The organism is Bacillus sp. SDLI1 (assembly GCF_001553895.1).
GTDB classification, from domain to species: domain Bacteria; phylum Bacillota; class Bacilli; order Bacillales; family Bacillaceae; genus Bacillus; species Bacillus siamensis.
On sequence record NZ_CP013950.1, the window covers coordinates 147,193 to 170,387 of the forward strand.

The 23,195-nt window shown below is 38.1% G+C and carries 33 protein-coding genes and 1 pseudogene; 30 read left to right on the forward strand and 4 right to left on the reverse strand.

Translation table 11 applies throughout. From position 1 onward, the window contains the following. Positions 1–51: 51 nt before the first annotated feature. On the reverse strand, positions 52–555 hold the full coding sequence (locus AUL54_RS00925; RefSeq protein ID WP_395941011.1) for a hypothetical protein: 504 nt from the start codon (positions 553–555) through the stop codon (positions 52–54). Between the two features lie 189 nt (positions 556–744). Here AUL54_RS00925 and AUL54_RS00930 point away from each other — a divergent pair. Further along, positions 745–1,525 (forward strand): annotated as a pseudogene (locus AUL54_RS00930) (VLRF1 family aeRF1-type release factor). A gap of 144 nt (positions 1,526–1,669) precedes the next feature. After that, positions 1,670–2,206 carry a DUF420 domain-containing protein gene (locus AUL54_RS00935; RefSeq protein WP_060962570.1) on the forward strand — a complete coding sequence of 179 codons (537 nt, stop codon included), beginning with the start codon at positions 1,670–1,672 and terminating at the stop codon, positions 2,204–2,206. A gap of 63 nt (positions 2,207–2,269) precedes the next feature. On the opposite strand, the gene AUL54_RS00940 is transcribed toward AUL54_RS00935, so the two are convergent. After that, positions 2,270–2,935, reverse strand: coding sequence for a lysozyme family protein (locus AUL54_RS00940; protein ID WP_060962571.1), 666 nt, complete (start codon positions 2,933–2,935; stop codon positions 2,270–2,272). A 191-nt stretch (positions 2,936–3,126) separates the two neighbouring features. On the opposite strand from AUL54_RS00940, the gene czrA reads away from it, so the two are divergent. Next, the gene (gene czrA / locus AUL54_RS00945; RefSeq protein ID WP_060962572.1) at positions 3,127–3,459 is read left to right on the forward strand and encodes a Zn(II)-responsive metalloregulatory transcriptional repressor CzrA; all 333 of its coding nucleotides are present in this window, start codon (positions 3,127–3,129) and stop codon (positions 3,457–3,459) included. 29 nt (positions 3,460–3,488) lie between these two features. On the opposite strand, the gene AUL54_RS00950 is transcribed toward czrA, so the two are convergent. After that, positions 3,489–4,010 (reverse strand): CcdC protein domain-containing protein, encoded by a 522-nt coding sequence (locus AUL54_RS00950; RefSeq protein WP_060962573.1) that lies wholly within the window; start codon positions 4,008–4,010, stop codon positions 3,489–3,491. Between the two features lie 224 nt (positions 4,011–4,234). Between AUL54_RS00950 and AUL54_RS00955 the strand changes: the two genes are divergently transcribed. The 4 genes from AUL54_RS00955 to csaA all read left to right on the forward strand — a co-directional run bounded on the left by AUL54_RS00955 (position 4,235) and on the right by csaA (position 6,682). Next, positions 4,235–4,954, forward strand: a complete 720-nt coding sequence (locus tag AUL54_RS00955; protein WP_060962574.1) for an MBL fold metallo-hydrolase — start codon at positions 4,235–4,237, stop codon at positions 4,952–4,954. Beyond that, positions 4,954–5,520 carry a TetR/AcrR family transcriptional regulator gene (locus tag AUL54_RS00960; RefSeq protein WP_060962575.1) on the forward strand — a complete coding sequence of 189 codons (567 nt, stop codon included), beginning with the start codon at positions 4,954–4,956 and terminating at the stop codon, positions 5,518–5,520. Before AUL54_RS00955 ends, AUL54_RS00960 begins: the two co-directional genes overlap by 1 nt. 50 nt (positions 5,521–5,570) lie before the next feature. Beyond that, positions 5,571–6,281 carry an AraC family transcriptional regulator gene (locus tag AUL54_RS00965; protein ID WP_060962576.1) on the forward strand — a complete coding sequence of 237 codons (711 nt, stop codon included), beginning with the start codon at positions 5,571–5,573 and terminating at the stop codon, positions 6,279–6,281. A gap of 68 nt (positions 6,282–6,349) precedes the next feature. After that, positions 6,350–6,682 carry a chaperone CsaA gene (gene csaA / locus AUL54_RS00970; protein WP_060962577.1) on the forward strand — a complete coding sequence of 111 codons (333 nt, stop codon included), beginning with the start codon at positions 6,350–6,352 and terminating at the stop codon, positions 6,680–6,682. A 462-nt stretch (positions 6,683–7,144) separates the two neighbouring features. Here the strand turns inward: csaA and AUL54_RS00975 are convergent, their stop codons facing one another. Then, positions 7,145–7,696 carry a helix-turn-helix domain-containing protein gene (locus AUL54_RS00975; RefSeq protein ID WP_060962578.1) on the reverse strand — a complete coding sequence of 184 codons (552 nt, stop codon included), beginning with the start codon at positions 7,694–7,696 and terminating at the stop codon, positions 7,145–7,147. Positions 7,697–7,934: 238 nt separating this feature from the next. On the opposite strand from AUL54_RS00975, the gene AUL54_RS00980 reads away from it, so the two are divergent. From AUL54_RS00980 to AUL54_RS01085, 23 genes are all read left to right on the forward strand, one after another. Continuing rightward, positions 7,935–8,897 (forward strand): AimR family lysis-lysogeny pheromone receptor, encoded by a 963-nt coding sequence (locus AUL54_RS00980; protein WP_060962579.1) that lies wholly within the window; start codon positions 7,935–7,937, stop codon positions 8,895–8,897. Between the two features lie 46 nt (positions 8,898–8,943). Next, complete coding sequence (locus AUL54_RS21035) at positions 8,944–9,078, forward strand: lysogeny pheromone AimP family peptide (RefSeq protein WP_021495004.1); 135 nt, start codon at positions 8,944–8,946, stop codon at positions 9,076–9,078. A 322-nt stretch (positions 9,079–9,400) separates the two neighbouring features. Further along, positions 9,401–10,315, forward strand: coding sequence for a hypothetical protein (locus AUL54_RS00990; RefSeq protein ID WP_060962581.1), 915 nt, complete (start codon positions 9,401–9,403; stop codon positions 10,313–10,315). Positions 10,316–12,626: 2,311 nt separating this feature from the next. Further along, the gene (locus tag AUL54_RS00995) at positions 12,627–13,163 is read left to right on the forward strand and encodes a hypothetical protein (protein ID WP_060962582.1); all 537 of its coding nucleotides are present in this window, start codon (positions 12,627–12,629) and stop codon (positions 13,161–13,163) included. Positions 13,164–13,166: 3 nt separating this feature from the next. Beyond that, entirely contained in the window at positions 13,167–13,358 is a 192-nt protein-coding gene (locus AUL54_RS21040) for a hypothetical protein (protein WP_145912979.1), read from the forward strand. A 159-nt stretch (positions 13,359–13,517) separates the two neighbouring features. Beyond that, positions 13,518–13,772 (forward strand): hypothetical protein, encoded by a 255-nt coding sequence (locus AUL54_RS01000; RefSeq protein WP_060962583.1) that lies wholly within the window; start codon positions 13,518–13,520, stop codon positions 13,770–13,772. 59 nt (positions 13,773–13,831) lie between these two features. After that, entirely contained in the window at positions 13,832–14,011 is a 180-nt protein-coding gene (locus AUL54_RS01005; protein ID WP_060962584.1) for a hypothetical protein, read from the forward strand. 4 nt (positions 14,012–14,015) lie between these two features. Further along, entirely contained in the window at positions 14,016–14,312 is a 297-nt protein-coding gene (locus tag AUL54_RS01010; protein WP_201025257.1) for a hypothetical protein, read from the forward strand. Between the two features lie 4 nt (positions 14,313–14,316). Further along, positions 14,317–14,568: a hypothetical protein gene (locus tag AUL54_RS01015; protein ID WP_060962585.1), complete on the forward strand. Its 252-nt coding sequence runs from the start codon at positions 14,317–14,319 to the stop codon at positions 14,566–14,568. Position 14,569: 1 nt separating this feature from the next. Further along, a complete protein-coding gene (locus tag AUL54_RS01020) occupies positions 14,570–14,944 on the forward strand; it encodes a hypothetical protein (protein WP_060962586.1) in 375 nt (124 codons plus the stop codon). Next, positions 14,944–15,285, forward strand: coding sequence for a hypothetical protein (locus AUL54_RS01025; RefSeq protein ID WP_060962587.1), 342 nt, complete (start codon positions 14,944–14,946; stop codon positions 15,283–15,285). The genes AUL54_RS01020 and AUL54_RS01025 overlap by 1 nt, the downstream gene beginning before the upstream one ends. Before the next feature lie 5 nt (positions 15,286–15,290). After that, positions 15,291–15,482, forward strand: a complete 192-nt coding sequence (locus AUL54_RS01030) for a hypothetical protein (RefSeq protein ID WP_060962588.1) — start codon at positions 15,291–15,293, stop codon at positions 15,480–15,482. A 140-nt stretch (positions 15,483–15,622) separates the two neighbouring features. Continuing rightward, entirely contained in the window at positions 15,623–15,862 is a 240-nt protein-coding gene (locus tag AUL54_RS21865; RefSeq protein ID WP_335339311.1) for an HNH endonuclease, read from the forward strand. Between the two features lie 50 nt (positions 15,863–15,912). Then, positions 15,913–16,332, forward strand: a complete 420-nt coding sequence (locus AUL54_RS01040; protein WP_060962590.1) for a P27 family phage terminase small subunit — start codon at positions 15,913–15,915, stop codon at positions 16,330–16,332. A 44-nt stretch (positions 16,333–16,376) separates the two neighbouring features. Beyond that, a complete protein-coding gene (locus tag AUL54_RS01045; RefSeq protein ID WP_060965033.1) occupies positions 16,377–18,083 on the forward strand; it encodes a terminase large subunit in 1,707 nt (568 codons plus the stop codon). A gap of 12 nt (positions 18,084–18,095) precedes the next feature. Next, complete coding sequence (locus tag AUL54_RS01050; RefSeq protein WP_060962591.1) at positions 18,096–19,307, forward strand: phage portal protein; 1,212 nt, start codon at positions 18,096–18,098, stop codon at positions 19,305–19,307. Then, the gene (locus tag AUL54_RS01055) at positions 19,267–19,869 is read left to right on the forward strand and encodes an HK97 family phage prohead protease (RefSeq protein WP_060962592.1); all 603 of its coding nucleotides are present in this window, start codon (positions 19,267–19,269) and stop codon (positions 19,867–19,869) included. Before AUL54_RS01050 ends, AUL54_RS01055 begins: the two co-directional genes overlap by 41 nt. Then, entirely contained in the window at positions 19,869–21,167 is a 1,299-nt protein-coding gene (locus AUL54_RS01060; protein ID WP_060962593.1) for a phage major capsid protein, read from the forward strand. Before AUL54_RS01055 ends, AUL54_RS01060 begins: the two co-directional genes overlap by 1 nt. Then, complete coding sequence (locus AUL54_RS01065) at positions 21,148–21,420, forward strand: head-tail connector protein (protein WP_041482598.1); 273 nt, start codon at positions 21,148–21,150, stop codon at positions 21,418–21,420. The genes AUL54_RS01060 and AUL54_RS01065 overlap by 20 nt, the downstream gene beginning before the upstream one ends. Further along, positions 21,401–21,727, forward strand: coding sequence for a phage head closure protein (locus tag AUL54_RS01070; RefSeq protein ID WP_060962594.1), 327 nt, complete (start codon positions 21,401–21,403; stop codon positions 21,725–21,727). The genes AUL54_RS01065 and AUL54_RS01070 overlap by 20 nt, the downstream gene beginning before the upstream one ends. Next, positions 21,727–22,113 (forward strand): HK97-gp10 family putative phage morphogenesis protein, encoded by a 387-nt coding sequence (locus AUL54_RS01075; protein WP_060962595.1) that lies wholly within the window; start codon positions 21,727–21,729, stop codon positions 22,111–22,113. The genes AUL54_RS01070 and AUL54_RS01075 overlap by 1 nt, the downstream gene beginning before the upstream one ends. Next, positions 22,110–22,496, forward strand: coding sequence for a tail completion protein gp17 (gene gp17, locus AUL54_RS01080; RefSeq protein ID WP_060962596.1), 387 nt, complete (start codon positions 22,110–22,112; stop codon positions 22,494–22,496). Before AUL54_RS01075 ends, gp17 begins: the two co-directional genes overlap by 4 nt. Next, positions 22,496–23,110, forward strand: coding sequence for a major tail protein (locus AUL54_RS01085; RefSeq protein ID WP_060962597.1), 615 nt, complete (start codon positions 22,496–22,498; stop codon positions 23,108–23,110). Before gp17 ends, AUL54_RS01085 begins: the two co-directional genes overlap by 1 nt. Positions 23,111–23,195 lie beyond the last annotated feature (85 nt).

Consider the following 23,195-nt stretch of genomic DNA (forward strand, 5'->3'; position numbering starts at 1 on the left):
ATATGGTTTTATCTATTACACCATAGAAAAGAGGGTTTTTCTATCACTTTTTTACAGGTCGACCCATTTAATGCCGCCTGATTGTGTATCCTTGTCAATCCAGACATCAAATTGATGCTTTTCATAAAAATGAACGAGTCTGTCGACATGATCCCAATCACGCTTAGCGATGTCGCCCGTTACTTTCGGGATATTCTGCTCCCTGGCGATATGTTTTAAAAATTTCATGCAGATCGAACCGTAGCCGTGGTTCGGCGGGCCTTTAATGTCCCCGATATGAATGGCATTTTCATAATAGGAAGCAATCAGTGAAAAACATCCTCTTCCCCGGTAGGCTGATTCACAGTCAGTCAGCATAATCTTACATGTTTGGCCATCATCAATCGAGGAAACAATGATCCAATCGTCATTGTTCGATTGATCAATACCAAGCACTCGCGCGTCTTTTGATACATCTATCAGATTCTCCCGCATTCTGAAAATCTGAAATTCAAGCTTATGAAGCTCTTTTTCCAGCTCTTTCTGATCTCTTTCTTCTGCAGTAAACAAAATCATACTCCTTTCACAGCGTAAAACGTCTTAGTCAAACACAAGTATCCATTGTAGTAAATGATGTCTTGGTTTGTAAATGGGTTTTGCAAAAACTTTTTTAGAAAAGTCTGCCGTATATATGCAGATTGACGTTTTTAAGGAGGCCGGGATAGGGAAAGGAACAGGGAACAGCGGAAAAAGGAGGAATCTATGATGGCAATTGATTCACTCATCGGCAAATTGAAGTACGTCATGACGGAATCTCCTGATAAAATACTTTCCTTATATGTAAATACGGATATGAGAAATCCGGATCAGCAGGGGGAGAGTGGAAAATCGCTTTAAAAACCGGTTTTCGGAGATTAAAGGAGTATCTGACTGTCAGTGATCCAAAAGAAGAAAAATCCCTCGTCCGCATCATGGAACGTGTCTATCAATATATCGATGGGCTCGGTAAAGAAATGCCGCGAAGTCTCGTATTTTTTGCATCGGGAGAAAGCGGTATTTGGGAGACGATTGAGCTGCAGGTGCCTGTCGAAACACGGTTTTATTGGGAAGAAACGGCCGTCCTTGACCAATTGGAACTTCTCCGTGAACAATATCCGAGCACGGCTTTTATTCTCACCCAGCAAAATGAAGTGAAGATTATCGAAACCGTACTCGGAAAAATTGAAGGTGTAGAGCATTATCAATACGACGTCATCAATGAATCCTGGAAACCGCAGGATGTAAGCGAGAGCTCCGCATCAATGGCCGAAGATGCTGCTAAAGCCCACGTCGAAGAAAATCAAAACAGGCTGTATAAACGATTGGCTTCAAACCTTGATCAAAAGGCCGCATCACATAAATGGGAGCGCCTCGTAATCGCGGGGATAAGGAAACAGCCGATATTCTCGATCAGCATATGAACAAACCGATTGATCGGATCATTCCAAAAAATCTGTTGAATGAAAACGAACATAAGGTGATAGAAGAACTGTTGAAGGAAGCTTAATATGACGAAAGGCCGGGCCTCAAACGCCCGGTCTTTTTAGGGCTTAAGTTTGTCTAATTTCTGACGAAGCGGGCGAAACCGTTGACATCAAAGCTGAATTCTCATACCATTTGGATAGTCAGTAAAATTGAGAGAGGTCATAAGATGAATCAGACAGAAAACAAACCTAAAAGTTATACCGGTATCGTGCTGACATTGACCGTTTTGATCAACGGGTTAATTGCGGTGCTGTTTTTTATGCCGAAATCAGGTCAGGTCAGCATTGCCAATATTCATATTCTGCCGATGTTAAATGCCATTTTTAACAGCTTTACTTTTATCTTTTTGCTGGCAGCGCTCTTTATGATTAAGCAAAAAAATATTCAAGCGCATAAACGCTTTATTTTAGCGGCGTTTACGACGACTCTGCTGTTTTTGATCTGCTATGTCGTGTATCACTCGATAGCTGAGAATACTTTATTCGGCGGCCACGGCATCATTCGGGGGATTTATTTCTTTATTTTGATTACGCATATTTGCCTTTCCGCCATCATCGTGCCGCTTGCGCTGTTTACGCTGATCAGAGGTTTCAGCATGCAGGTGGAGCGCCACAAAAAAATCGCCAGATGGACGATGCCGCTCTGGCTGTATGTCAGTCTGACGGGTGTCATTGTATACTTAATGATATCGCCGTATTATTAAAAAAAGCCGTGCTTCGCGCGGTTTTTTTCTATTGAAAAAAAGGCGCCTCATACAGGGCGCCTTTTACTCTTCAAGCGTTTCAAGTGTTGTTACATTTAAGGATTGTTCAACGGTTTTTGTTTTTGCTTTTACTTTTTCTGCGTACGTGTAATCACCATAGCAGTAGGGATAACGGAAATTGCCTTTGTTCCCTCCGCAAGTGTAAAGTTTCGGATTCTTTTTGACCTGCTGCTCGGAGTATTGTTTTGCCAGTTCCTCAGTATGCGATCCTCCATGTTCAGCCACAAAATCAATATAGCCGGCTCCCATGTTGTAGCTTTGTATAATCGTATCCAAGTCTACGCCTTTTTTCTTGCCTGTTTGGTACATGAGAGTGAATTGTTTGATTCCCTGTTTGATACTGGTTTGAGGGTTTTTGATTTGATTTCGCTTTAAACCCAGAGATTCTGAAGACTGCATGGGATCATTTCCTCTTCCTTTTGACTCCTGATATATCATGCCGAGTACCAGCGATGTATATCTAGTGAGCCCTTTTTCATCCAGCTCGTCCTCCACAAGCGGTTTGTAATCCGTCAGCCGTTCAAGCACGATCGGTTTGACATCAAACGGAAGACTTTTGAGCCATTCATTATTTGAAAATAACAGGATGAGAAAGAAGGACACCATGACAAAAACACATATCATCATAAGACCCGCAGCAGCGAAACAGCCTTTTTTCTTTTTCTCCACTGTGTTTCACCCTCAATTTCAGGAGCATTATGACTTTTTCATTATGACACAGATGAATGCGCGAAACCAAGCAGAAACCCGTATTTGAAACATAAATTTAAAATAACGGTTCTTTTGTCAGGCGCAGGATGTATCTGCATCAATTGACATTTGGTATAATTGGGCTACTTGAGAAAAGAAGGGTGAGGTATATGACTGAATTTCACGAATCCGGAAACACGAATGACCCCGCTATCGATTTAGATGAGGAAACATTATTTTTGGTTGCCCAGACTTTTAAGGCGCTGTCTGATCCGACCAGAATCAGAATTCTCCATTTGCTGTCACTGGGTGAGCACGCGGTAAATGATATCGCAGAAAAGCTGAATTTACTGCAGTCTACCGTTTCTCATCAGCTGCGTTTTCTTAAAAATCTGCGCCTCGTCAAATCACGCAGAGAAGGAACATCCATCTATTATTCTCCTGAGGATGAACATGTGTTAGATGTGCTTCAGCAAATGATTCATCATACGCGGCACGATTAAAAAACATCCCTGCTTTTTAGGCAGGGATGTCAGCCATATTGACTGTTATTTGTCTGGTCTCTGCTCGTTTTTAAAACATAAAAAGAGAAGCCGCTGTAATAAACAGCGATGAAATAAAAGACACTGATGGTCAGCGGATCGGCGCCGACCGTTTGGCTGTATGCCTCCGGATGGGTAAAATCCGCTGTGACCCGGTAAATTTCAATAACCCGATAAACAAATCTCGATAGGAATAACGTTAATAGAATAAGTTCAATCCACAGATGAGTCCGAAAATACATTTTTCCGCGGCGCTCTTCAAAAGAAATGTTTCGTTTGGCAAACAGAACCAGAAGCCAGCCGCAAAAAGTGCCGGATATAAGATACCCGTATAAAGCCGGGTGTGTGATGCTGAAAAACGCCAGAGCGGCGGCCAGCAATGAAAATAAAATCATTCTTGTATAAAGCCAGCGGGGTTTCAAAGGCTGAAAGCCGACGGACCGTTTCACCTTTTTATACAGAAAAAAGGCAATCATTAAGACAGGGCAGATGCTTTGAAGTGTGATATGCATGATGTGGAACTCCCCCTCCGTTGAGTAGTGTATGCTTATCCGGCTGGTTTTAGTAGTCTGAATTATTCGCAGGCTGAAAGCATCTTTTATCACAGTATGCGTGTTTCTTTTTTTGGCATGAGAGAAGCGCCCGCGCCTTTTTCAAGATTTAAACGGAAAATGCTTGATAAACTAACGGTATTAGTTATAATGAAACTAATAACATTAGTTTTAGGGGGATATTGATGAGAATTTTACAATACGGAAACGTTTGGCAGCTGACCTTTTTTCCTGCGCTTTTCCCGGTGAATTGTTATTTGGTTGAGGAGGAAGAAGGGGTAACCCTGATTGACGCCGGCCTTCCCAACAGCCATAAAGGAATCAAACAAGCTTTGCAGCAGCTTGGGAAACCGCTGAATACCATATTGCTCACCCACGCGCATGGAGATCATATCGGTTCGCTTGACTCATTATCTGCGGAATTTCCGGATGCTGATGTCTGTATTTCTGAACGTGATTCTTTCTTGCTGAAAGGTGACACTTCATTAATTGAGCATGAAGCACAAACGCCGATAAAGGGAGGAGTGCCGAAAAATATTCAGACCGAACCTGATCGTCTGTTGAAAGGCGGCGAGCGGATCGGATCTTTGCTTGTCATTCCCGCTCCCGGTCATACGCCGGGGAGTCTTGCTTTTAAAGATTTGAGAGATGATATGCTGATCGTCGGAGATGCCTTTCAAGTACGGGGCGGCCTTGCGGTTTCAGGAAAGCTGAAATGGAGATTTCCGTTTCCCGCCTTTGCCACCTGGAATAAAGAAGTTGCTGTAAAAACAGCAAGAACGCTTATCGCTCATCAACCAAGCTGTCTGGCCGCCGGTCATGGAAATGTTCTCTATCATCCTGCTGAAATGATGGCTGAGGCTGCTGATGAAGCCGAACGAAGCCTGCCGGGAGGCCGATTATAATGTCACCGAGAGTCGGAATGAGCCTGGACATGATATTGAGAGCCGCAGCAGGCATCGCTGACGAAAAAGGGCTGAATGAAGTGACGCTTGCGGCCGTGGCAAAGTCCTTAAACGTAAAACCGCCTTCCCTATATAATTTTGTCAATGGTCTTCAAGGAATTAAGACAGAGTTGGCCGTCTCCGGTTTAACCATGTTATATGAAAACATGGCGGCATCCTCAGAAGGACTGACAGGTGAAAGGGCCATGCTTTCACTTGCTGATGCCTATATCAATTTCGCTGAAGCCAATCCCGGATTATATGAAGCAACATTTCAAAAAATAAAAGACGGCCGAATGGAGAATCTGTCCAGCCGGCTTGTGAATCTTGTTGTCAGGCTGCTGACAGCAAACGGTTATGCACGTCCCGAAAACGCAATCCATGCCGCAAGAGGACTGAGAAGCCTGCTTCACGGTTTTGCTGCGCTTCGGAAACAGAGTGCATTTGAATTGACTGAATCAATTAAGGAAAGCCGGAAGTTTGCCGTTGTTGCTTTTTTAAGAGGTTTACAACTAGATAAACAATAATATTATTATGTAAACTAAAAACGGAACAGATTATTCTAAAGGAGGGGCAAATGGATTCATTACAGAACATCGTTTGTGAGCGGCGCACTTATTCACATATTTTTGATTCCCATGTTCACACATACTGTCAAATGCTCTTTCCTCTCGAAGGACAGCTGGACTTGGAGACAGAAAGACGTGAGGTGAGATTAAAACCGGATCAAATGCTGTATATTCCGCCAGGACATGAACACCGGTTCCGTTCTTTGGAGCGAAATGAATGTCTCGTTCTTGACATGCCGGCATACTTTTTAAAAGGCCCATTTGACCCCGGTGTGATCAATAAGCTTGATTCCTTTTGGACTTCGATCCGGTTTCTGCTGACAGAAGAGGCAAAGCAGCAGTCGTCTCATTCATTGAGTCTGCTCGCAGAATATATTGCTGAAAAGATACAAGAAAGCCGTACAAATGATTCAATCACATATATCCGCCGAAATCTCTCAAAGACTTTTACTATTAAAGAGCTTGCCGCAATCGAACATTACCACCCGGCTTATTATTCAGACTGGTTTAAAAGTCAGACGGGGAAAAGCCCGCAAGCTTATATTTCCGAGCTCCGTCTGAAGAAAGCGGAACAAATGCTTATTGAAACAAAATGCCGGCTGACAGACATCAGTCATGAGGTCGGCTTTCAAAATTTGTCTTCCTTTACCAGATGGTTTGTCAGACATAAGGGAATTACGCCGCGCGCCTATCGAAACACCTTTCAAACAGATAAATAAGCCCAAAGGCCGGTTAAATAAACTGTGTCTTTTTTTGGTATCATGATTGTAAAAAAGGAGTTTTTGATATGGCAGTCATCGAAGATTTTATGAAGCTTGATCTCAGAATAGGAACGGTCGTAAAAGCAGAAGTATTTCCGGAAGCAAAGGTCCCGGCCATTAAGATGACGATAGATTTCGGCGGAGAAATCGGCATAAAGCAATCAAGCGCCCAAATTACAAAACGGTATGAGCCAGGTGATTTAACAGGCAGGCAAGTTACCGCTATTGTCAACTTTCCGCCGCGGCGGATCGCCGGATTCAAGTCAGAGGTGCTCGTTCTCGGCGGCATCCCGGAAAAAGGAGACGTCGTCCTGCTTACGCCTGAGCAGACCGTACCGAACGGAACGAAAATCGGATAATAAAAAAAGACGTTTGCAGAAGCAAACGTCTTTTGCGTATTGAGGCGATACACCACACGCCACATTCGTGTGCGCCGCAAGGGCATGTGCATCGGCTTACACAATTCAGCTCATCGCTATATGAATATAGCATGGCGGCTGTAGAAATGCAAGAGATATTTTAATATATGTTATATCTGGCTTTGTTTTGCTAATCATCATGACTACTTGGTGTAAGGTTTTGTTCAAATTCTATGATCTTGCATAAAACAGTGCGACAAATGAAAGAGGGAATTAGAGCAAACTGTGACCCGAAGTGTGACCTGAGTGTGACCCCAATGCACTTTTATGAGCTGTTAAAAACATTGTTATAGCAATCAAAACGTACTGAAAATCAAGTGAATGCAAGGTGTAAGTGTGACCTGGAATTAAAATCCGGGTCTTTTTGTGTAAAAAAATGCATGCGAAGAGATCATATAGGCATTAAATGTTATTACTGATGTCTTCATTTATCTTATTGCTAAGTTTCTGAACCTTCTCTTTAACATTTGAAACAGCTCTTTTTTGAATCTCATCAAAGTTCTCCTGAATATAGTCCATGACACTTCTTATTAAAACTTCACTTTCAAAATTAAATATCTCATTTATTTCTGACTGTTCTTCATCTGTTAGGTGTTGGTATTGAAGTTGCTTCGCATTTACTTCTGCAGCTACATCAAACCTAACTTTAGTTGTTCTGGTAATTGGAACTGTCCATCCAGATCCTCTAACTGCGCCTTTGGAAAGTTCATCATCTTTAATATTCAGAAATGATCTGATTTCTGGATCAGTATCGGGAATGTCTAATACTTCAAATATTATTTTAACAGTAGCTATACTATTTGCTCTTTTGCCAAACTTTCCATTCTCTATATTTGAAATTGTAGCCTGACTCACCCCAACCATGTTAGCGAGTTCTGTAGTAGAGAATTGCTTAACCATTTTTCTATGAGTTTTTATTAATTTAGCGATTTTTTGAATCACTTGTTCACTCATTATTCTGTTCCTCCGGTTAGACTAATTTTGCCTTTATGATAACACAAATAATAAGTTATTAAAATAAAGTGAATAAATTATAAATTATAAGATAAAAGATATTGATTAATAAAATTGAATAAGTTATACTTGAATCAATCCCAGATAATCCGATAAAAACCTATACCATATTCCTGCCAATTAATTTATAATGGGATCGTATGTTCTATCAGAGCGATTTAATTAGGGGGCTATTTCATTGACAGTTAAAGAGAGAGAAGCTAATAAACCAAAAGTAGATGCAAAGGTACGTCTTGAAATGTCAGATATTAATGAACAGTATGAACTGACTGACACATTAATTAATCAATTAATCAATAGTACCTGTTCGATTGAACGTGAATGGGCAGCAGTGTATCAGATCAAACGTAAGCAAGACAGAGGCGAAATAAACGCACATCAGGCGCTTAAAGCGATTGGGAAGCTTGATCCCAAGTCTCAAGAAATGCGTGTATTCACTTACATAATTCCGTTGTATTACTACCTTAGAATGGCTGAATACTCAAACCTTGCGGAAATGTCAATGATTGTAGATCTTGATTTTATTGAAAACAATGAACAGATTAAAAGTTCGTTTTATTACCGTCTGATGGCTTTGTTGGGCGCTTCAGCATTCAGTCAGAATAAAATGACTCAAGCTCGTTTTTATTGCTCATACGGCATTAATGTAACGAATATTGATAGGCTTGTCGCTTATAGCTATCTAACTTTGGGAAATACTTATTTGCTTGATGATTATGAAAAAGCAAAGGAATATTACCTGGCCGGTTTAAAACATACTGAGAATAACCCCTTGGCGAAATTACAGCTAACTAGAAGCCTTTGTTTCTTGGAAAACCATTGGAATCAAGAGAACTTTTGGTTAAACCCTGATTCAAATGAAGTTACAGATATCCAAGAAATTGCACACTATCACATCAAGAAAAACAACTTGCAACAGGCTAAAGAAATATTGGAGAAGTTAGAGAAGCAACCGAATATTCATAATGACTTTGGCATTCACTTTTATCTAAAGGGACTAGCTTATGAAGATAAGAGATTCTTTTATGAGTCTATAAAACACTTTAAGCTGTCTGGTGATCTATACAGCGTACGCTTGCCTTTGGATAAATTAAGAGAAATGGGTGAGGACGAGCAGATTTTGGATTTACTTGCACTCTAAAACGCGCGACGTCGCGCGATATTACTTGAAAGGAGGTGAACATAATATGAAAAAAGTATTTATCGGTCTTACAATCGTAGCTTCATTGGCTGTTGGTTTCGTTGCGGGTCAACAAACTACAATTCACAGCGCATCAGGGGAAGAAACATTCCATGTAGCAGGTTTTGGACGTGGTGCGTAAGCATTACATATCCATTTGAAGGGGTGAGCAATTCGTTCACTCCTTTTTAATACATATTTAAGGATAAAAATTAAAGGGAGATTGATCGAATGAAAATGACCCAAGAGTTAACAAGAAAAGACTTTTATTTTTGCTATGATTTCAATATACACAAACACTTTCAAAAGAAAGGGATCAGCTACATTTGTTCCGGTAAATCATCTAATGACCGTATTTTTTGGCTCTATTATAGAAGTGACAAAGTTACAAACCTATTAGATAATTTGAATAAGTAGTTGCCATTAATTTTAAGCAATCATTTTAAGCAGAGGAGTAATGTCATTTGACATCTGAAGAAATCAAAACGCTATTGCTATATAGTGAAAGGCAGAGTAATCACATCTTACCAAATGAAATATTTAAGGATTTGCAGTCTGAACCATCAATCAAAAATGCTAATCACATTGCTTTTTGTTACAGCTACTACTACCTTACCAGCTGGCTGTATCGACAAGCGAAATATCAAGAAAGTAAAGAAGCCCTCACACAAGATGTTTTAAGGGGTATTCTAGGGGTTGGAAAGAAGACCCAAGCTTATGACTATCTTATTAAGAAAAACGGCGTAATGGAAGCGATAGGGTACTTAGAAACTGTCTCTGATTATCCCTACGCTGTAGAGCTTTCAACGGATAAGCCGGTAGCAGAACCGATCTTTCATATGATTAGTGAATTTAAAGGAATGGAGTTAGAAGAATACTTTAAAAACCAACGAAATTTTAAAGTTAAATTTCCAGTTAAGGGGTTTTATCGCAGCAGAGAAAGCTATGAAGATAATCATGAGGACGGAACGTTTTTTGATGCGCATGATTTTCACCTAATTCCATTTGAAGTTTTCCTGTTCTGTGTCAGTAACTCCAAAATTGGATATAAGGGGTTTTACCTCTACGGATACCTACGACATATGAATGACATTTACGGCTCTCAGAAGGGACGGTATGACGTCTCAGTGGCGAATCTGAGCAAAGAGATTAAGATTCCCCAAACATCACTTGAAAGGCTGCTTGACGTGTTAAAGTCATTCAACATGATTGAGACAGTATTAAATATGCCTGTCGTGTCTGTTGCAGTTCCAAAGAGTGAGCGTAAGGCAAATGGATACAAAGTCAACCATCACAGCTTATTTACAACGAAAATGATTACTTATGAGAAGGCTAAAAGGATGACTAAAGGGGAGTATCTGAAGAGTCAAACTAAATGAATAATGTAAAACCATACGAAATGGGGATACACTTAATAAGTATTACACTATTAATATATATATATTTAATAATAAATAAAATAATAAATATATACTCTTATTGTGTATATCCCCAAATGATATGGTTTTACATTTTAGGAAAATAGAAAGTGGTCTGAAGCCACGTATATCAAGGAATGTAGCGTTTCTGCCGAATTTTATAATTGTGAAAAGGTGGCTTGAACCATTGGTGCACGTGACTTCACAAGGGTTTCAGAGATAATCACCATAAGGGAACAAAGGAAGAAAAATAGAAAAACGCTGAAATTGTTGACTGGTAAGGGTTTGAGACACATTCAATAATTTTTTAGTTATGGTAGAGGGAATCTTGGCTAGAGAATCAATGAGAAAGACTCGCTCTAAAAATGTTAATAAAATAGAAAAACGCTGAAGTCCTTGATACATAAGGGTTTGAAGGACATTTATAAATTTTCTAGTTATGGTACAGAGGAAAACAGCACGCCATTTATCAGAGTGGATAACGAGAATGTCCTAGAATAGAAACAGCTCTCACGCCTTACGTGGTGCGGTGTACAGCGATTTTAACCGAAAAAGTTTCAACAAAAAAGTATCTCTAGCCCTTGGTACATCTGACTTCATGGCTATTTATGAGATAATCGCCTTAAGGGGATGAAGAAGAGAAATTCCGCTTGAGTTTGTACTCTTATTTATTCCAATGCTCTTGTTCCTCTTGTGCCACAAGCGTTTGGAGCATTAATCCTTTAAAAAAGATAATCGCCTTAAAGGAGAGAAAAATGATTAAGTAGAGTGAAAATATACAAGTATAGGGTGGGGGTATGTAAAAAAGCGATAAAATAGAAAGTGCCTTGAGACTATGACATTGCTGAGTTTTTGAGTCTATAGTTACTTCTGTGATGGAATAAGAGACTATTTATTCTTACTCTCATAAGGGGTTAATACCCCTTGGAGGTATAAAAATACGTAATCGCCATAAGGGAAATAGATTCTGTTAGCATTTAGAAAGTGTCATGAACCTTACTCTCCCAACAGGTGTAACCGATTTACCGGAAAAAGATGAGCTGCAAAAGAGCCGTGAGCCATTGTCACATATAGGCTCGTGGGTGATTTCAAGATAATCGCCATAAGGGAATGAAGAAGAATATCAACAAAATATACAATAAATGGATTTAATGGGAATTGAAAAACCGAAAGGAGATAAATAGAAACTGCCTTCGTCCTTACTCCACCAATGGGTACAGCGATTTTGCTGAAAAAATATTGCTGGAAAAAGTGCCCTGAGCCCTTGCCCCGTAAGGTCTGAAGGGGGTTCGGGAGATAATCGCCATAAGGGAGAGAAATGAATGTAACGGTAATAAAAGTTCCTTGAACCCAATCGTATCAATGGATTCGGCGTTTTCATCGGAAAAAGTTTGACAAATAAAGCGCCTTGAACCCTTGATATGACTGGACTGAAAGCCTCTTTATAGTTAATCGTCATAAGGGAATAGCAAGAGAAAATAACTGGTAGCGAAATAGAAAGTGCTGTGAGCCTTACTCTCCCAAGGGATAGAGAAGATTTACCGAATTTTGTAGTTATGAAAAGGTTGCTTGAAGCCTTGTCATTACTGATGTTCTAGTACTTTTTTGGATAATCGCCATAAGGGAACAAAGTCTGCTACCACCTTTAGAAACCCGTCAATCCCTTGCCTGGTAAGCGATACAGCAGTTTTACCGGAAAAAGTTTAGTGAAAAAGGTGGCTTGAAGCCTTGCTGTGACTGGGCTCAACCGTGTTTCAGAGATAAATGCCATAAGGGAAAGCTTAAGGGAGGTCGAAAGCTTAATTTACACATGAAGGGTTATTATGACCTCCAGATCAAATACATTTCTCCTTTTATTCTCCAGCGTATTGGTCAATAGATCGGTACGCTATCTCCCTTAAGCTTTTCAATTGGGTAGTTGCAGACCGCCAAAGGTGTTCAGGTGCACATGAGCATTGGAGGAAAGGAACGTTTCAGTGGGAAGGGAAACCTTTAAACAGTCTTAATCCCACTCGTTTATTCTAAATTTAAGCATACTTACGCCATTTTTAATTTTGATTATAACTTAAGATGATCAAATCAACAATTCTAATCTGCATTGACTCATTAATTTTTAATGGGTGAATGGAAATTGGAACTATGAGCATGTCGTGATGACACCTCTCCAATTGAATTTTAGTTGAGATGATGCGAGAGATTAAGCCCGCCTTTACAGGTTGAAGGGCTTTTTTCTGCTTGCACACAAAATTAAAATTATTGGAGGAAAACAAATTTGATTAAAGTTTCAGAGAAGGTTGATTTAAGAAATTTAAAGGTTGTACCAGGACACACGAAATATTTCTGTGATATCGAAGAAGGGAAAGTGTATAGCACCGTAACGAATAAATGGTTAAACCCACAACCAAACGATATTGGATATGTAATGACAGGACTTAAATCCGATGATGGGAAAAGAAAACCTTATTACATGCACGAAATTGTAATGATGGCTGCATGTGAAGTCACTAAAGACTTTTGGCGAGAAAAGAATCTTGAAATTGACCATATTGATATGAATAAAGCGAACAATTCATTTGCTAACCTTAAATTCACTACACGGGCGTTGCAATATGATAAGCGTGTTAGAGAGAAGATGAGCCAGAGAAAATTACTTACTGAAGATGAAGTACAAGAAATTCGAAAAGCATTTACATATTGGGAAGATGCGAAATTAGCTTTCTGCAAGCAAATGGCTAGTGTTTATGGATGTGCGTTTCAGACGGTTCAATCAATCATCAATAACAAAACTCACAAGGTGGAGGTTGAGTAGACTGTGAATAGATTAATTGCTGAATCTCTTGCTTGTCTTACTATGGCAGTCTTGTGTTTTATCGGTGGTTTCTTATTAGAAGGAGTAAGGCTAGGGATACTCTGCGCTATTTTTTCATTAATCTCTTCTATAGGTTATTGGCGAGGAGTGCGTGATGGTGAGAAGAATGAACGAGAAAAGCAACGTATTAAATAAAGTCGATTCGCGAGCGACTATAAATATCTAAACAAGGACAGAAAACAACATACATAACAGTAGTGGTTAATTAGCCTAATTGGTGTTCGATCCCAATCTATTCCCTTTAAAAGTCCATCCTGTTACAATTTAAGTAATAACAGTAATAGGGGGATAATTATGAAAAGTTTCAGTAAGATGGTTATTAATAATGGGAATGTAATTAATGGTGAAGGTTATTATGAGAGGTACGATGATGAATTAATTATTGAAGCTGATTCAGGCAATATAGAACAAACATTTGACTCTTTGTTTGAACAAAAGGTAATTATCACTAGTATTAAGTTTGAAGACACAAATGGGGCATCAGGTGCTTTTAATGGCCCTTACTTAATACGACGTATTAGTGATAATGAAATCACTTTACAAAAATAAATTAGCAAACTAGGAAGATGCCATTTGGTATCTTCTTTTTTATTTTAGGAGGAGATTGAATGGATGATAAAAAGCAAGAGGACGTATTAAAGAAAAATTTAGAGTTAATGATTGAAGCCTTTTTGGAAAAGAACTCTCGGTGTGGTAGTAAAGCAGGTAGAGAAGATTATTGGACTGATGTTTCATGTAAAGACATTTGGGATCTTAGAGAAGCCTATAGAGCTTATAAAGGGGAGTGAGCAAATGACAGAAGAAGAAATGTACATTGAACAATTCAAGTCTTGGCGTGAGGAAATGGATTTATTGTTAAAACAAATTGAAGGCGATATTGAGACGAGTAAAAAGAAAATTGAACTAAATATTAAACAGAGACAATTGCATGTAGAGAGAATTAACATTGGAGTTGAAGAGTTCAATCAGTGGGCTGAGACAAGCAATGTAGAAGCAAGAATGGAGCCATTAATGATAGATGTAACAAAGCGTGAAAAGATGGAGATACTGAGGCAATTTATAAATACATTTCCGTTTTCTGAGGAGTGAATAAATGAGTAGAAAATTAAGTGATGTAGCGGATAAAATAATGGATTTGAGAAAAGAGTTTTACCTAAGACTCAATGATGAATCCGAACAAACAAAAGAAGCTATAAGAGATTTAGGAGAAGCATTATTTTCTAAGGAAGATAAGTTTGTTTTAACTTTAGAACTATTAGATGAAGTGGAAGACCCAGATAAAAAGTATTCAATTGGAGTACGTTTGTTTGGTACACAATATGAAGATGTAAAGGATGGGATTTAACTTGAAGACAAATCATTTGGGAATCACTGTTGATACAACACAAGCATCTCAAACACTAAGCAACTTCAATGAAGCAATGGAAGACGTGAAGATGCGGCTAGAAGCAATTGAACAAAACTATTCATTCATTGAGATTGGAATTAATGTGAACTTCAATGAAAAGAAATTTAAGGATTCACTTGCTACTAAGTTCGGTGATGATGGATATGTAAGATTAGAGTACGAGAACCAAACTAATAGATTGTCAGATAGTGAGATAGCCATTCTCGTTGATATAGCAACTCAGAATGCAATAGAGAAGAGTAAGCGTGATGGTGTTTATTATTATGATCTATATGCTGATAACAAGAGAACTAATAAAGGAGTGGTTGAATAATGGGGAAGGACTTACTCAGAGAAAAAGTTTTTGATGTTGCTTGCTATGAGCTTGAGGAAAATGTACCTAGAATTAAGAAAGAGCTTGAAGAGATGAATAAAAGAAAAGAGATGCTTGAGAAGAAGTTGGATGAGAGCTTAGACTTTGTACGAGCAGCATGTATTAAGTTTGATTTCACTACGTCTTACTTCCCACCGAAGTTTGATGATAGTAAGTATGGACTTGGTGAGCTATTGTTTTTAGATAGAAAACACCTAAATAATACTGATGGTTATTCATACGAAGATGTGATTTCAAAGAGAAAGCGACAAAGAATTCAAGCTAAAAGGAAAGGAGTGTAATAATAATGGGTGTAAAGTTTGGAGCGAAAGGTGAAGTAACAATTGAAACAGCGCATGGCAAATTAGTTTGGGATAGTAAGAAGAAAGCCAGTGTGTTTGTTGAGAATAACACTAATCCTAAACCAGGGAAGAAGAAAGATGATGCTAAAAAGAATGACACTAAAAAGAATGAAGAAAAGAATGATGATGAAAAGTGAGATACTGTATTAGAGATGGCTGTGTTAACTTAGCTATAGATGGGAGCTATTACTGTAAGGATCATCAAAGAAAAAAGAAGAGACAAGGTAAGTTCCAATCAGCTAATAAGTCATTCTATAGGACAGATGCTTGGCGAGGGATGAGGGATTACATTTATCAACGTGATGGAGCTAGATGCAGAGAGTGTAAGAAATTCACTTATGGAAAGAGTGCACACGTTCATCATGTTGTTCCAATATCAGAGGATCCGAGTTTAAAACTAGATGAGGAAAATTTAATTCTCCTTTGTCCAAAATGTCATGCGAAGATTGAAAACGAAACGAAAATTAAACCCCCCCATCCATTTTTCAAAAATTTTTTTAGTTTGGGGATATCGTAGGGGGAGTCTTGTGTATCGAAAGGTGAAAAATTTGTAAGGGGGGTGTCAGTTTGAATGAGCTAACGCCACAGCAAAAATCAGCAAGAACAAAAAAACTAAACAAGATACGATTAGAAGAGAAAAAAAGAATAGTGCCTATATTGGAAGAAGAGGGAGCATCCATTGTTAAGTTCAATTCTTTAATTGAAACTTATCTGGATGCTCATGTTATTTACACGCAAATGTATGAAGAATGGCGTGATGAAGGGTTTCCTGCTACTTCTGTTCATACGAATAAAGCAGGAGCTACCAATGAAATGAAGCATCCATTAGCACAGCAGGTTAAAGATTGGAATGATAAAAAGGCAAAATTGTTAGAACAGCTATCACTGACACCCAAGATTCAAAATAAGAATACTGATGATGCTAATAAACAAAAAAGGTCAGAAGGCTTCCATAATTACAACAAGAAATGGAGGTCTGATAAGTGATTGAAAAGGGTGTGAACTACGCTGATTTGTATGTTGACTATGTCATGAAGAATAAAAAAAGACATTGCAAATCAGTAATTAAGGTAATTGAACGCTATGAGAGAATGAAAAAAAGGTCAGACATATGGTTAGATATTGATGAAGCTAACAAAGTTATGGATTTTGTAGAAACATTCTGTAAGCATTCTAAAGGTAATTTAGCGGGAAAGCCAATTGAATTAGAATTATGGCAGAAATTCATCTTCACAAACATTTATGGTTTTTATAGAAAAGATGAATTCGGAAATATTGTTAGGGCTGTTAGAACGGTGTATGTTCAAATTCCTCGTAAGAATGGGAAAACTGTTTTAGCTGCAGGAGCTGCTACTTATGCTATGTATGCAGATGGTGAAGTAGGTGCTGAGTGTTTTACAGCTGCGACTGATTCCGAGCAAGCTAACATTGCTGCCAAACAAATTGCTGCGACAATTGAGAACAGCCCTGATCTTAAATTGAATACTCAGATTTACAAAGGGCCAAAAGGTCATGTGAATGCTATTTATTACAGATACATGATTGATAACAAGAAATTTGAAAATAGTCTTCTTCCTCTGTCTAAAAATACTCAAGGGTTAGACGGTAAGAACCCTCACTTTGTTCTCCTCGATGAAGTACACGCCCAAAACAATGCAGATATGTATGACGTATTGAAATCTGGAATGGGCTCACGCTTACAGCCACTCATGTTTATAATTTCAACTGCCGGTAAAGGTACGACTTCAGTTGGTTTACAGATTTATGATTATGCTAAAAGCTTGCTTACCAATAAATCTGAAGAGGATGAAGATGTGTCTTATTTCACTTACATAACAGAGCCTGATAAAGGTGATAAGTGGGATGATCGTAAGGTTTGGGAAAAAGTAAATCCAAACTGGGGAATTAGTGTTCAACCGACCTTTGTAGAAAGTGAGTTTAAAACAGCACAGATGAGCGCTGAGCGGAAGGATGAATTTCTGTCAAAGTATCTGAACATTTTTGTAAGAACAACTGGAACATATTTTGAAAAGGATATCGTTCAACGAATGATTGAAGATGATAAAGGAGAACTTATCACTGATTTAGGCGACTTGTCTGGTGAACAAGCTGTATTAGGTATAGACTTGGCCAGGACTACTGACTTAACCTGTGTTTCAATCAATATCCCAACGCATGACTCAAGCGGAAAATCCATTCTAAAGGTTAAGCAAATGTATTTTCTTCCAGAGCATAATTTAGAAGCTAGAGAGAAGCTAGAAGGAATTCCTTATCGCCAAATGGTCGAAAAGGGATTTTTAACGTTGTGCCCTGGTAAAACCATTGATCAGGATATGGTTAAAGATTTCATAATAGAATGTACAAGAAATTATGAAGTTCTTCAGGTGAATTTAGACCCTGCGTTATCTGAGAAACTAGTTGAGGCCTTGGAGAACGAGGGAGTCGAATGTGTTGAAGTTAAACAATATTCAACAGTATTAAATTCACCGTTTGATGATGTTGAAGTTCTAATGTATGAAGAGAGGATTAAAACAGATAACCCGTTATTTGTATATTGCACCGAAAATGTAGTTGCTGATAAGAACTCTCAAGGACTTAAACGACCTTCTAAAAAACAGAGTAAAAATAAAATAGATGGTTTTTCTGCATTCCTTGCAGCTCACAAAGAAACCATGATGATGCTTACAGATTTTAATGAAGACGAATACGACGAAATGTTAGACGACCTTTATAGATAAGGAGGTGAATTAGTGGGTTTAATAAGAAATTTTCTAAATAAAATTAGCAATAAACGTAGCTTCGATATACAAGGAAGCAGTTACTTCACCTACGGGCATTTTCTTAACGATGACAACATTTTAAAGTCATCAGATACCTATAACCTAATGAAATTAATTAGTGATCAAATTGCCATGACAGACTTTATTGTTGAGGATAAGTATACAGGTAAGCCGGTGAACGATTGGAGAAGTCAAAAGGCTCTAATAGCTCTTAATAATCCTAACGACTATTTAACGGGATTTGAATTTAAAAAGCTTCTGACCAATGTGTATTTACTTAGAGGAGACGTATTTCCATTCTATGATGACCAAAAAAACCAACTTCATATACTGGAAGGCACACAATATGAATTAACAGCAGCAGGAACAGAATGTTTTTCATATTCAGGTTCAATAATCCCAAATTACATGATTCGTCACATTAAAAATATTGGGTTGAATCATCTTAATGGGGTTGGTCTTCTTGAATTAGCTAAAGAAACACTTGAAGGTGTAATGAATGCTGAAGGTGCATTAACTGAAAAGTATAAGAAGGGCGGTCTAATTGCATTTTTGCTTAAATTAGATGCTCATTTAACTCCAACAAATACCATGCAGAATAAAACAGTTAAAGCTATTCTTAACCAATTAGAAGAGATCCCTACATCGAATAAAACAAAGTTGATTCCACTTGGAAAAGGGTATGACATTCAAGCATTAGAGTCTCCGGTTGATGATGAAAAGATTTTAAAATATCTAAACGTCTATAAAAAGGACTTGGGCAAATACTTTGGACTTGATATTGATTTGTTGGACAAGCTGGAACAAAAAGATATGGAACAAGCAATGATGAAATTATTTAATAGTTGCCTAAAACCGATATTTAAAAACTTTGAGGAACACTTAAGCATACTTTTGTTCGGTAAAGACAGCAATTTGAAAGTGAAATTTAAGCATAACTTGCTTGATTACGTTGGAATGAAGCAGAAAACTGATATTGCTTACAATTTAGTTCGAACTTCAATTGCTACTCCTGATGATTCGAGGGAAATGATTGGATTCGAACGATTAGGAACTGAAGAGTCAAGTAAGCTTTACATAAGTAAAGATTTAATCGGACTTGACAAGTTAGAAAAAGTAACTGAATCAGCCTTGGAAGGAGGTGAAAATTCTGAAGAAGGAACAGAGAACCTTTCAAATTAATGGGCTGGAAATAAGACAACAAAATAATGAAGGAGAAACAGCCCCACAGATTACTGGTTATGGGGCTGTTTTTAATAGCCCTGCAGATATCGGGGGTTATTTTACTGAGGTTATAGCTCCTGGAGCGTTTTCAAAAGCTTTGTCTAATCAATCAGATGTCAGAGCGTTGTTTAATCATAACTGGGACTACGTTCTTGGACGTACTAGGAGCGGGACTTTATCACTTGAAGAAGATGAAAAAGGTCTTAAATTTACAGTGACACCTCCAGATACTCAATGGGTTTCGGATTTGAAAAAGAGTATGGAGAGGGGTGATATCAATCAATGTAGTTTTGGCTTCAATATTGTTAGCGAGGAGTGGGATTACGAATCCCAACCAAACGTAAGGACTATAAAGGAAGTTGAACTATTTGAAATTAGCGTTGTAGCAATCCCAGCTTATGAAGATACTGAAGCACACCTCCGTTCAGGGGAAGAAATTTATCAAAAAGCTAAGAAAGATCATGAACTACGAAAGAAAAAACAAAAATTAATCCAAACAATACAGGAGGCAACAAATTAATGAAATTAACAGAAATCCTAAAAAGACGAAAAGAAACAATTGAAGCAAGAATGCAGGAAATTCGTTCAGATTTAGAAGGAGACAAGGTTGAAGAATCAGCTGTTGAAGCTCTAGAGAAAGAAATTGAAGATTTAACTGCCGAATTGCAAAGTGTTAAAGCTGAGTTAGATAAACTAACTGGTGATGATGAACAAAAAGATGAAGGTAAAGAAGAAACTGAGCAATCTGAACAACAAGAACAAAAAAGTAAGGGAGATGAAGAACAACGTAGCGGTGTTTTATCAGGAGAAAAACGTGATGCTATGGTTGGTAATATTATGAAGGGTTTAACAACAGAAAAGCGTAAAAGTGTTAAAGAACAAGAACAGCGTAAAGCATTTGCAAACCTATTACTGGATAGAATTAGTCCAGCCGAAGCCCGTGCACTAGGAATTGAAAATGGTGCTGGTAACATCTTAGTTCCAGAGTTTCTTGCTAAAGAGATCATTACATATGCACAACAAGAAAATCCGTTACGGAGATTAGGAACTACTCATACTACAAAAGGTCGTCAAGGTTTCCCAATCCTTGTTAAGAAAGGGACAGCTTCTAGACATAAAGATGAACGTAAGCTTGATAATCCAATTCCGGAATCAGATATTGGCTTTGATGAGGTTTACCTAAACCCTTCCGAAACAGACGCTCTAATTATTGTTACCAAGAAGCTCCTTCAAATGACAGATATGCCTGTTGAAAAAGTTGTTATTGATGAACTTAAGAAGATGTATGTTCGTAAAGAAGCAGAGTTTATGTTTAGCGCAACTGACAATCCAGGATCATTAATAAATAAAGCAGTTGATTTCAAAACAACTGAAACTGACATGTACAATAAATTTGTCAAGATCAAAAATACAGTACCGACTGAGAAGCTTAAGAATGCCCGCTGGTTGATTAACCGTGCAGCATTAACAGATATTGAAACATTGAAAACTCCAGATGGATTCCCTCTACTCCGTACAGATCAAGGTATTGAAAATGGGTTTGGTTATCGTTTAATTGGATTCCCTGTGGAGGTTTCTGATTATGTAGACGGTGATACTCCTGATGTTTCACGTTTGTATTTTGGTGATTTCTCTGATTTCCACATTCAAGATGTTATTGGCACAATGGAAATTACTAAACTAGTTGAAAAATATTCAGATACAAACCACATCGGATTTAAAATCTGGAATCTAAATGATGGTCAACTTGTTTATTCTCCATTTGAACCTTCCGTTTACAAAATGGAGTTGAACGCTGATGCACAGGCTGCTGGATAAATTAAAGCGACATCTTAAAATTGAACATGAAGACGAGGATGATCTTCTTTCGTTTTATTTAAATGCAGCTGAAAAATACACAAAAAACGCTGATGGTCACGGGGATGAGTATCTAACCATCCTTGTGGCTGGCATTTTTGCAGAATATAGAGTGACTGAAAAAAGTATGGGGCAAGCGTTAGCATCAATAACCCCCTTAATTATTCAATCTGCAATTTGTGGTGGTGAAGAAGATGAATCCAGCGACGTTTAATACAAGAATATCTATTTATAAAGTTCTAAATCAAAAAGATCCAAAGACAAAACTGCCAACAAAAATCACAGAGTTCCTAACGAAAACATGGGCTGAAGTTATTGATACCTCAGCTAAAATGTTCTTCCAAGCGGCCGCTGCTCATTTGGAGTATGCAACTCTTTTTAAGATACCTTACATAAGAAATGTCGAAATCAAAAGTGGATATGAAGTTGAGTTTGAAGGCATTATGTACACAATTGAATTAGTAAAGCCTGATCTGAAAACTAAGAAAAGTATCATGCTTCAATGCAAGGAAGTGATCTAATGAGTGCATTCTTACGAATTGAAGGTGATATGGACATTGAGAAAAAGATAAAAGAAATTGGATACAGGTACGACAGTGTAGAGGAAAATGTCTTACTCGCTGGTGGGAACGTCGCAAAGAAATCAATGAAAAGTGAAGTTCCTGTATCTGATATTAATCACATGCACATAAGGGATGATATCGAAGTATTTGATGTAGAGGTGGTAGGCGGAAAACGTCAAGTTGCTATTGCTCCAGGTAAAGACACTAACTGGAGAGCCAAGTTTATTGAAAAAGGCACATCCAAACAACCGCCTAACCCCTTTATGTCGAGATCCATGGAAAAAGCTAAAGGGGAAATCAGAGAAGCAATGCGGCAAGAATTATTGAAGGGGCTGGGGCTATGATTGATATGGAAGTAATAGTGATGTCGGCACTTGAGAGTGACAAAGCTGTTACTGATTTAGTAGGAGGCAGGATTTATAGGCAGACTGTTCCTGATGAAGATTCAGAAGGAAATCCTATGTCTTATCCATACATAAGAGTTTGTGAGTTAAATAACATAAATGACGATTACACAGATAATAAAGCTATAGCTAGTGATATTAGTATGCAAGTTGATTTTTGGACATTGGACGATATTGCATCTATTCAAACAGCAATAGATGAATTAATGAAGTCACTCAAGTTCAAACGAACAGGGGTGACTCCTTTTTATGAGGAAAACACAGGCGCTTATCGCAAAGCGATGACTTACATAGCAAAAGTAAAATTGCAGGAGGAAAAATAATGGCTACAAACACTACATATACTACAAGTTCAATTGTAGGCGCAGAAGATTTAGTTTATGCAAAACTTATCACAGATGAAAAATCAGCAAAACCAACATATGGTGAAGTGAAACCATTTTGTCCGTTTCAAAATATTAAGGTTGATACCTCAGTGGATATTGCTACACAATGGGCAGATAATGGAACTCATGCTGTTCAACAAAAAACAGGGGATACTAAGGTGACAATGGGTACCACTGCGATTCCACAGGATGTGTTAGCAGATATTTTAGGGCTTGAATTGAAAAAAGGAGTGATTGCTTACAAAGCAAATGCTATCTCTCCATATGTTGCTATTGGATTTAAAGGAACCAAGGAAAATGGGAATGAGCGTCTTGTATGGTTAACTAAAGGGAAGTTTACTGTACCATCTGATGAATGGAAAACAGGAAATGATAAAGCCGAATTCCAAGAAGTTGACATCGAAGGTACGTTTGTCAACAGAAAGCATGACAAAGTATTTAAAATTGTTGGTGACTCAGATGATGCAGATTTTGCTACACAATTTGCACCAATTTTCTTTGATCAAGTATTTGATCTGGAAAAATTAGATGAAAAGACTACTACTCCCTGATACAGGGGCAATTGAAGCCCCTTCACTCGATAAAACTGAAGACATAATTGAACCACAAGAATAAATATTCATGGCACCTTTTTAT

Bases quoted from the DNA above. Each gene is read 5' to 3' on its own strand.
- AUL54_RS00925 (WP_395941011.1), bottom strand. From the start codon at position 555: ATGATTTTGTTTACTGCAGAAGAAAGAGATCAGAAAGAGCTGGAAAAA.
- AUL54_RS00935 (WP_060962570.1), top strand. From the start codon at position 1,670: ATGAATCAGACAGAAAACAAACCTAAAAGTTATACCGGTATCGTGCTG.
- czrA (WP_060962572.1), top strand. From the start codon at position 3,127: ATGACTGAATTTCACGAATCCGGAAACACGAATGACCCCGCTATCGAT.
- AUL54_RS00950 (WP_060962573.1), bottom strand. From the start codon at position 4,010: ATGCATATCACACTTCAAAGCATCTGCCCTGTCTTAATGATTGCCTTT.
- AUL54_RS00955 (WP_060962574.1), top strand. From the start codon at position 4,235: ATGAGAATTTTACAATACGGAAACGTTTGGCAGCTGACCTTTTTTCCT.
- AUL54_RS00960 (WP_060962575.1), top strand. From the start codon at position 4,954: ATGTCACCGAGAGTCGGAATGAGCCTGGACATGATATTGAGAGCCGCA.
- AUL54_RS00965 (WP_060962576.1), top strand. From the start codon at position 5,571: ATGGATTCATTACAGAACATCGTTTGTGAGCGGCGCACTTATTCACAT.
- csaA (WP_060962577.1), top strand. From the start codon at position 6,350: ATGGCAGTCATCGAAGATTTTATGAAGCTTGATCTCAGAATAGGAACG.
- AUL54_RS00975 (WP_060962578.1), bottom strand. From the start codon at position 7,696: ATGAGTGAACAAGTGATTCAAAAAATCGCTAAATTAATAAAAACTCAT.
- AUL54_RS21035 (WP_021495004.1), top strand. From the start codon at position 8,944: ATGAAAAAAGTATTTATCGGTCTTACAATCGTAGCTTCATTGGCTGTT.
- AUL54_RS01000 (WP_060962583.1), top strand. From the start codon at position 13,518: ATGAAAAGTTTCAGTAAGATGGTTATTAATAATGGGAATGTAATTAAT.
- AUL54_RS01005 (WP_060962584.1), top strand. From the start codon at position 13,832: ATGGATGATAAAAAGCAAGAGGACGTATTAAAGAAAAATTTAGAGTTA.
- AUL54_RS01010 (WP_201025257.1), top strand. From the start codon at position 14,016: ATGACAGAAGAAGAAATGTACATTGAACAATTCAAGTCTTGGCGTGAG.
- AUL54_RS01015 (WP_060962585.1), top strand. From the start codon at position 14,317: ATGAGTAGAAAATTAAGTGATGTAGCGGATAAAATAATGGATTTGAGA.
- AUL54_RS01025 (WP_060962587.1), top strand. From the start codon at position 14,944: ATGGGGAAGGACTTACTCAGAGAAAAAGTTTTTGATGTTGCTTGCTAT.
- AUL54_RS01030 (WP_060962588.1), top strand. From the start codon at position 15,291: ATGGGTGTAAAGTTTGGAGCGAAAGGTGAAGTAACAATTGAAACAGCG.
- AUL54_RS21865 (WP_335339311.1), top strand. From the start codon at position 15,623: ATGAGGGATTACATTTATCAACGTGATGGAGCTAGATGCAGAGAGTGT.
- AUL54_RS01045 (WP_060965033.1), top strand. From the start codon at position 16,377: ATGAAGAATAAAAAAAGACATTGCAAATCAGTAATTAAGGTAATTGAA.
- AUL54_RS01060 (WP_060962593.1), top strand. From the start codon at position 19,869: ATGAAATTAACAGAAATCCTAAAAAGACGAAAAGAAACAATTGAAGCA.
- AUL54_RS01065 (WP_041482598.1), top strand. From the start codon at position 21,148: ATGCACAGGCTGCTGGATAAATTAAAGCGACATCTTAAAATTGAACAT.
- AUL54_RS01070 (WP_060962594.1), top strand. From the start codon at position 21,401: ATGAATCCAGCGACGTTTAATACAAGAATATCTATTTATAAAGTTCTA.
- AUL54_RS01075 (WP_060962595.1), top strand. From the start codon at position 21,727: ATGAGTGCATTCTTACGAATTGAAGGTGATATGGACATTGAGAAAAAG.
- gp17 (WP_060962596.1), top strand. From the start codon at position 22,110: ATGATTGATATGGAAGTAATAGTGATGTCGGCACTTGAGAGTGACAAA.
- AUL54_RS01085 (WP_060962597.1), top strand. From the start codon at position 22,496: ATGGCTACAAACACTACATATACTACAAGTTCAATTGTAGGCGCAGAA.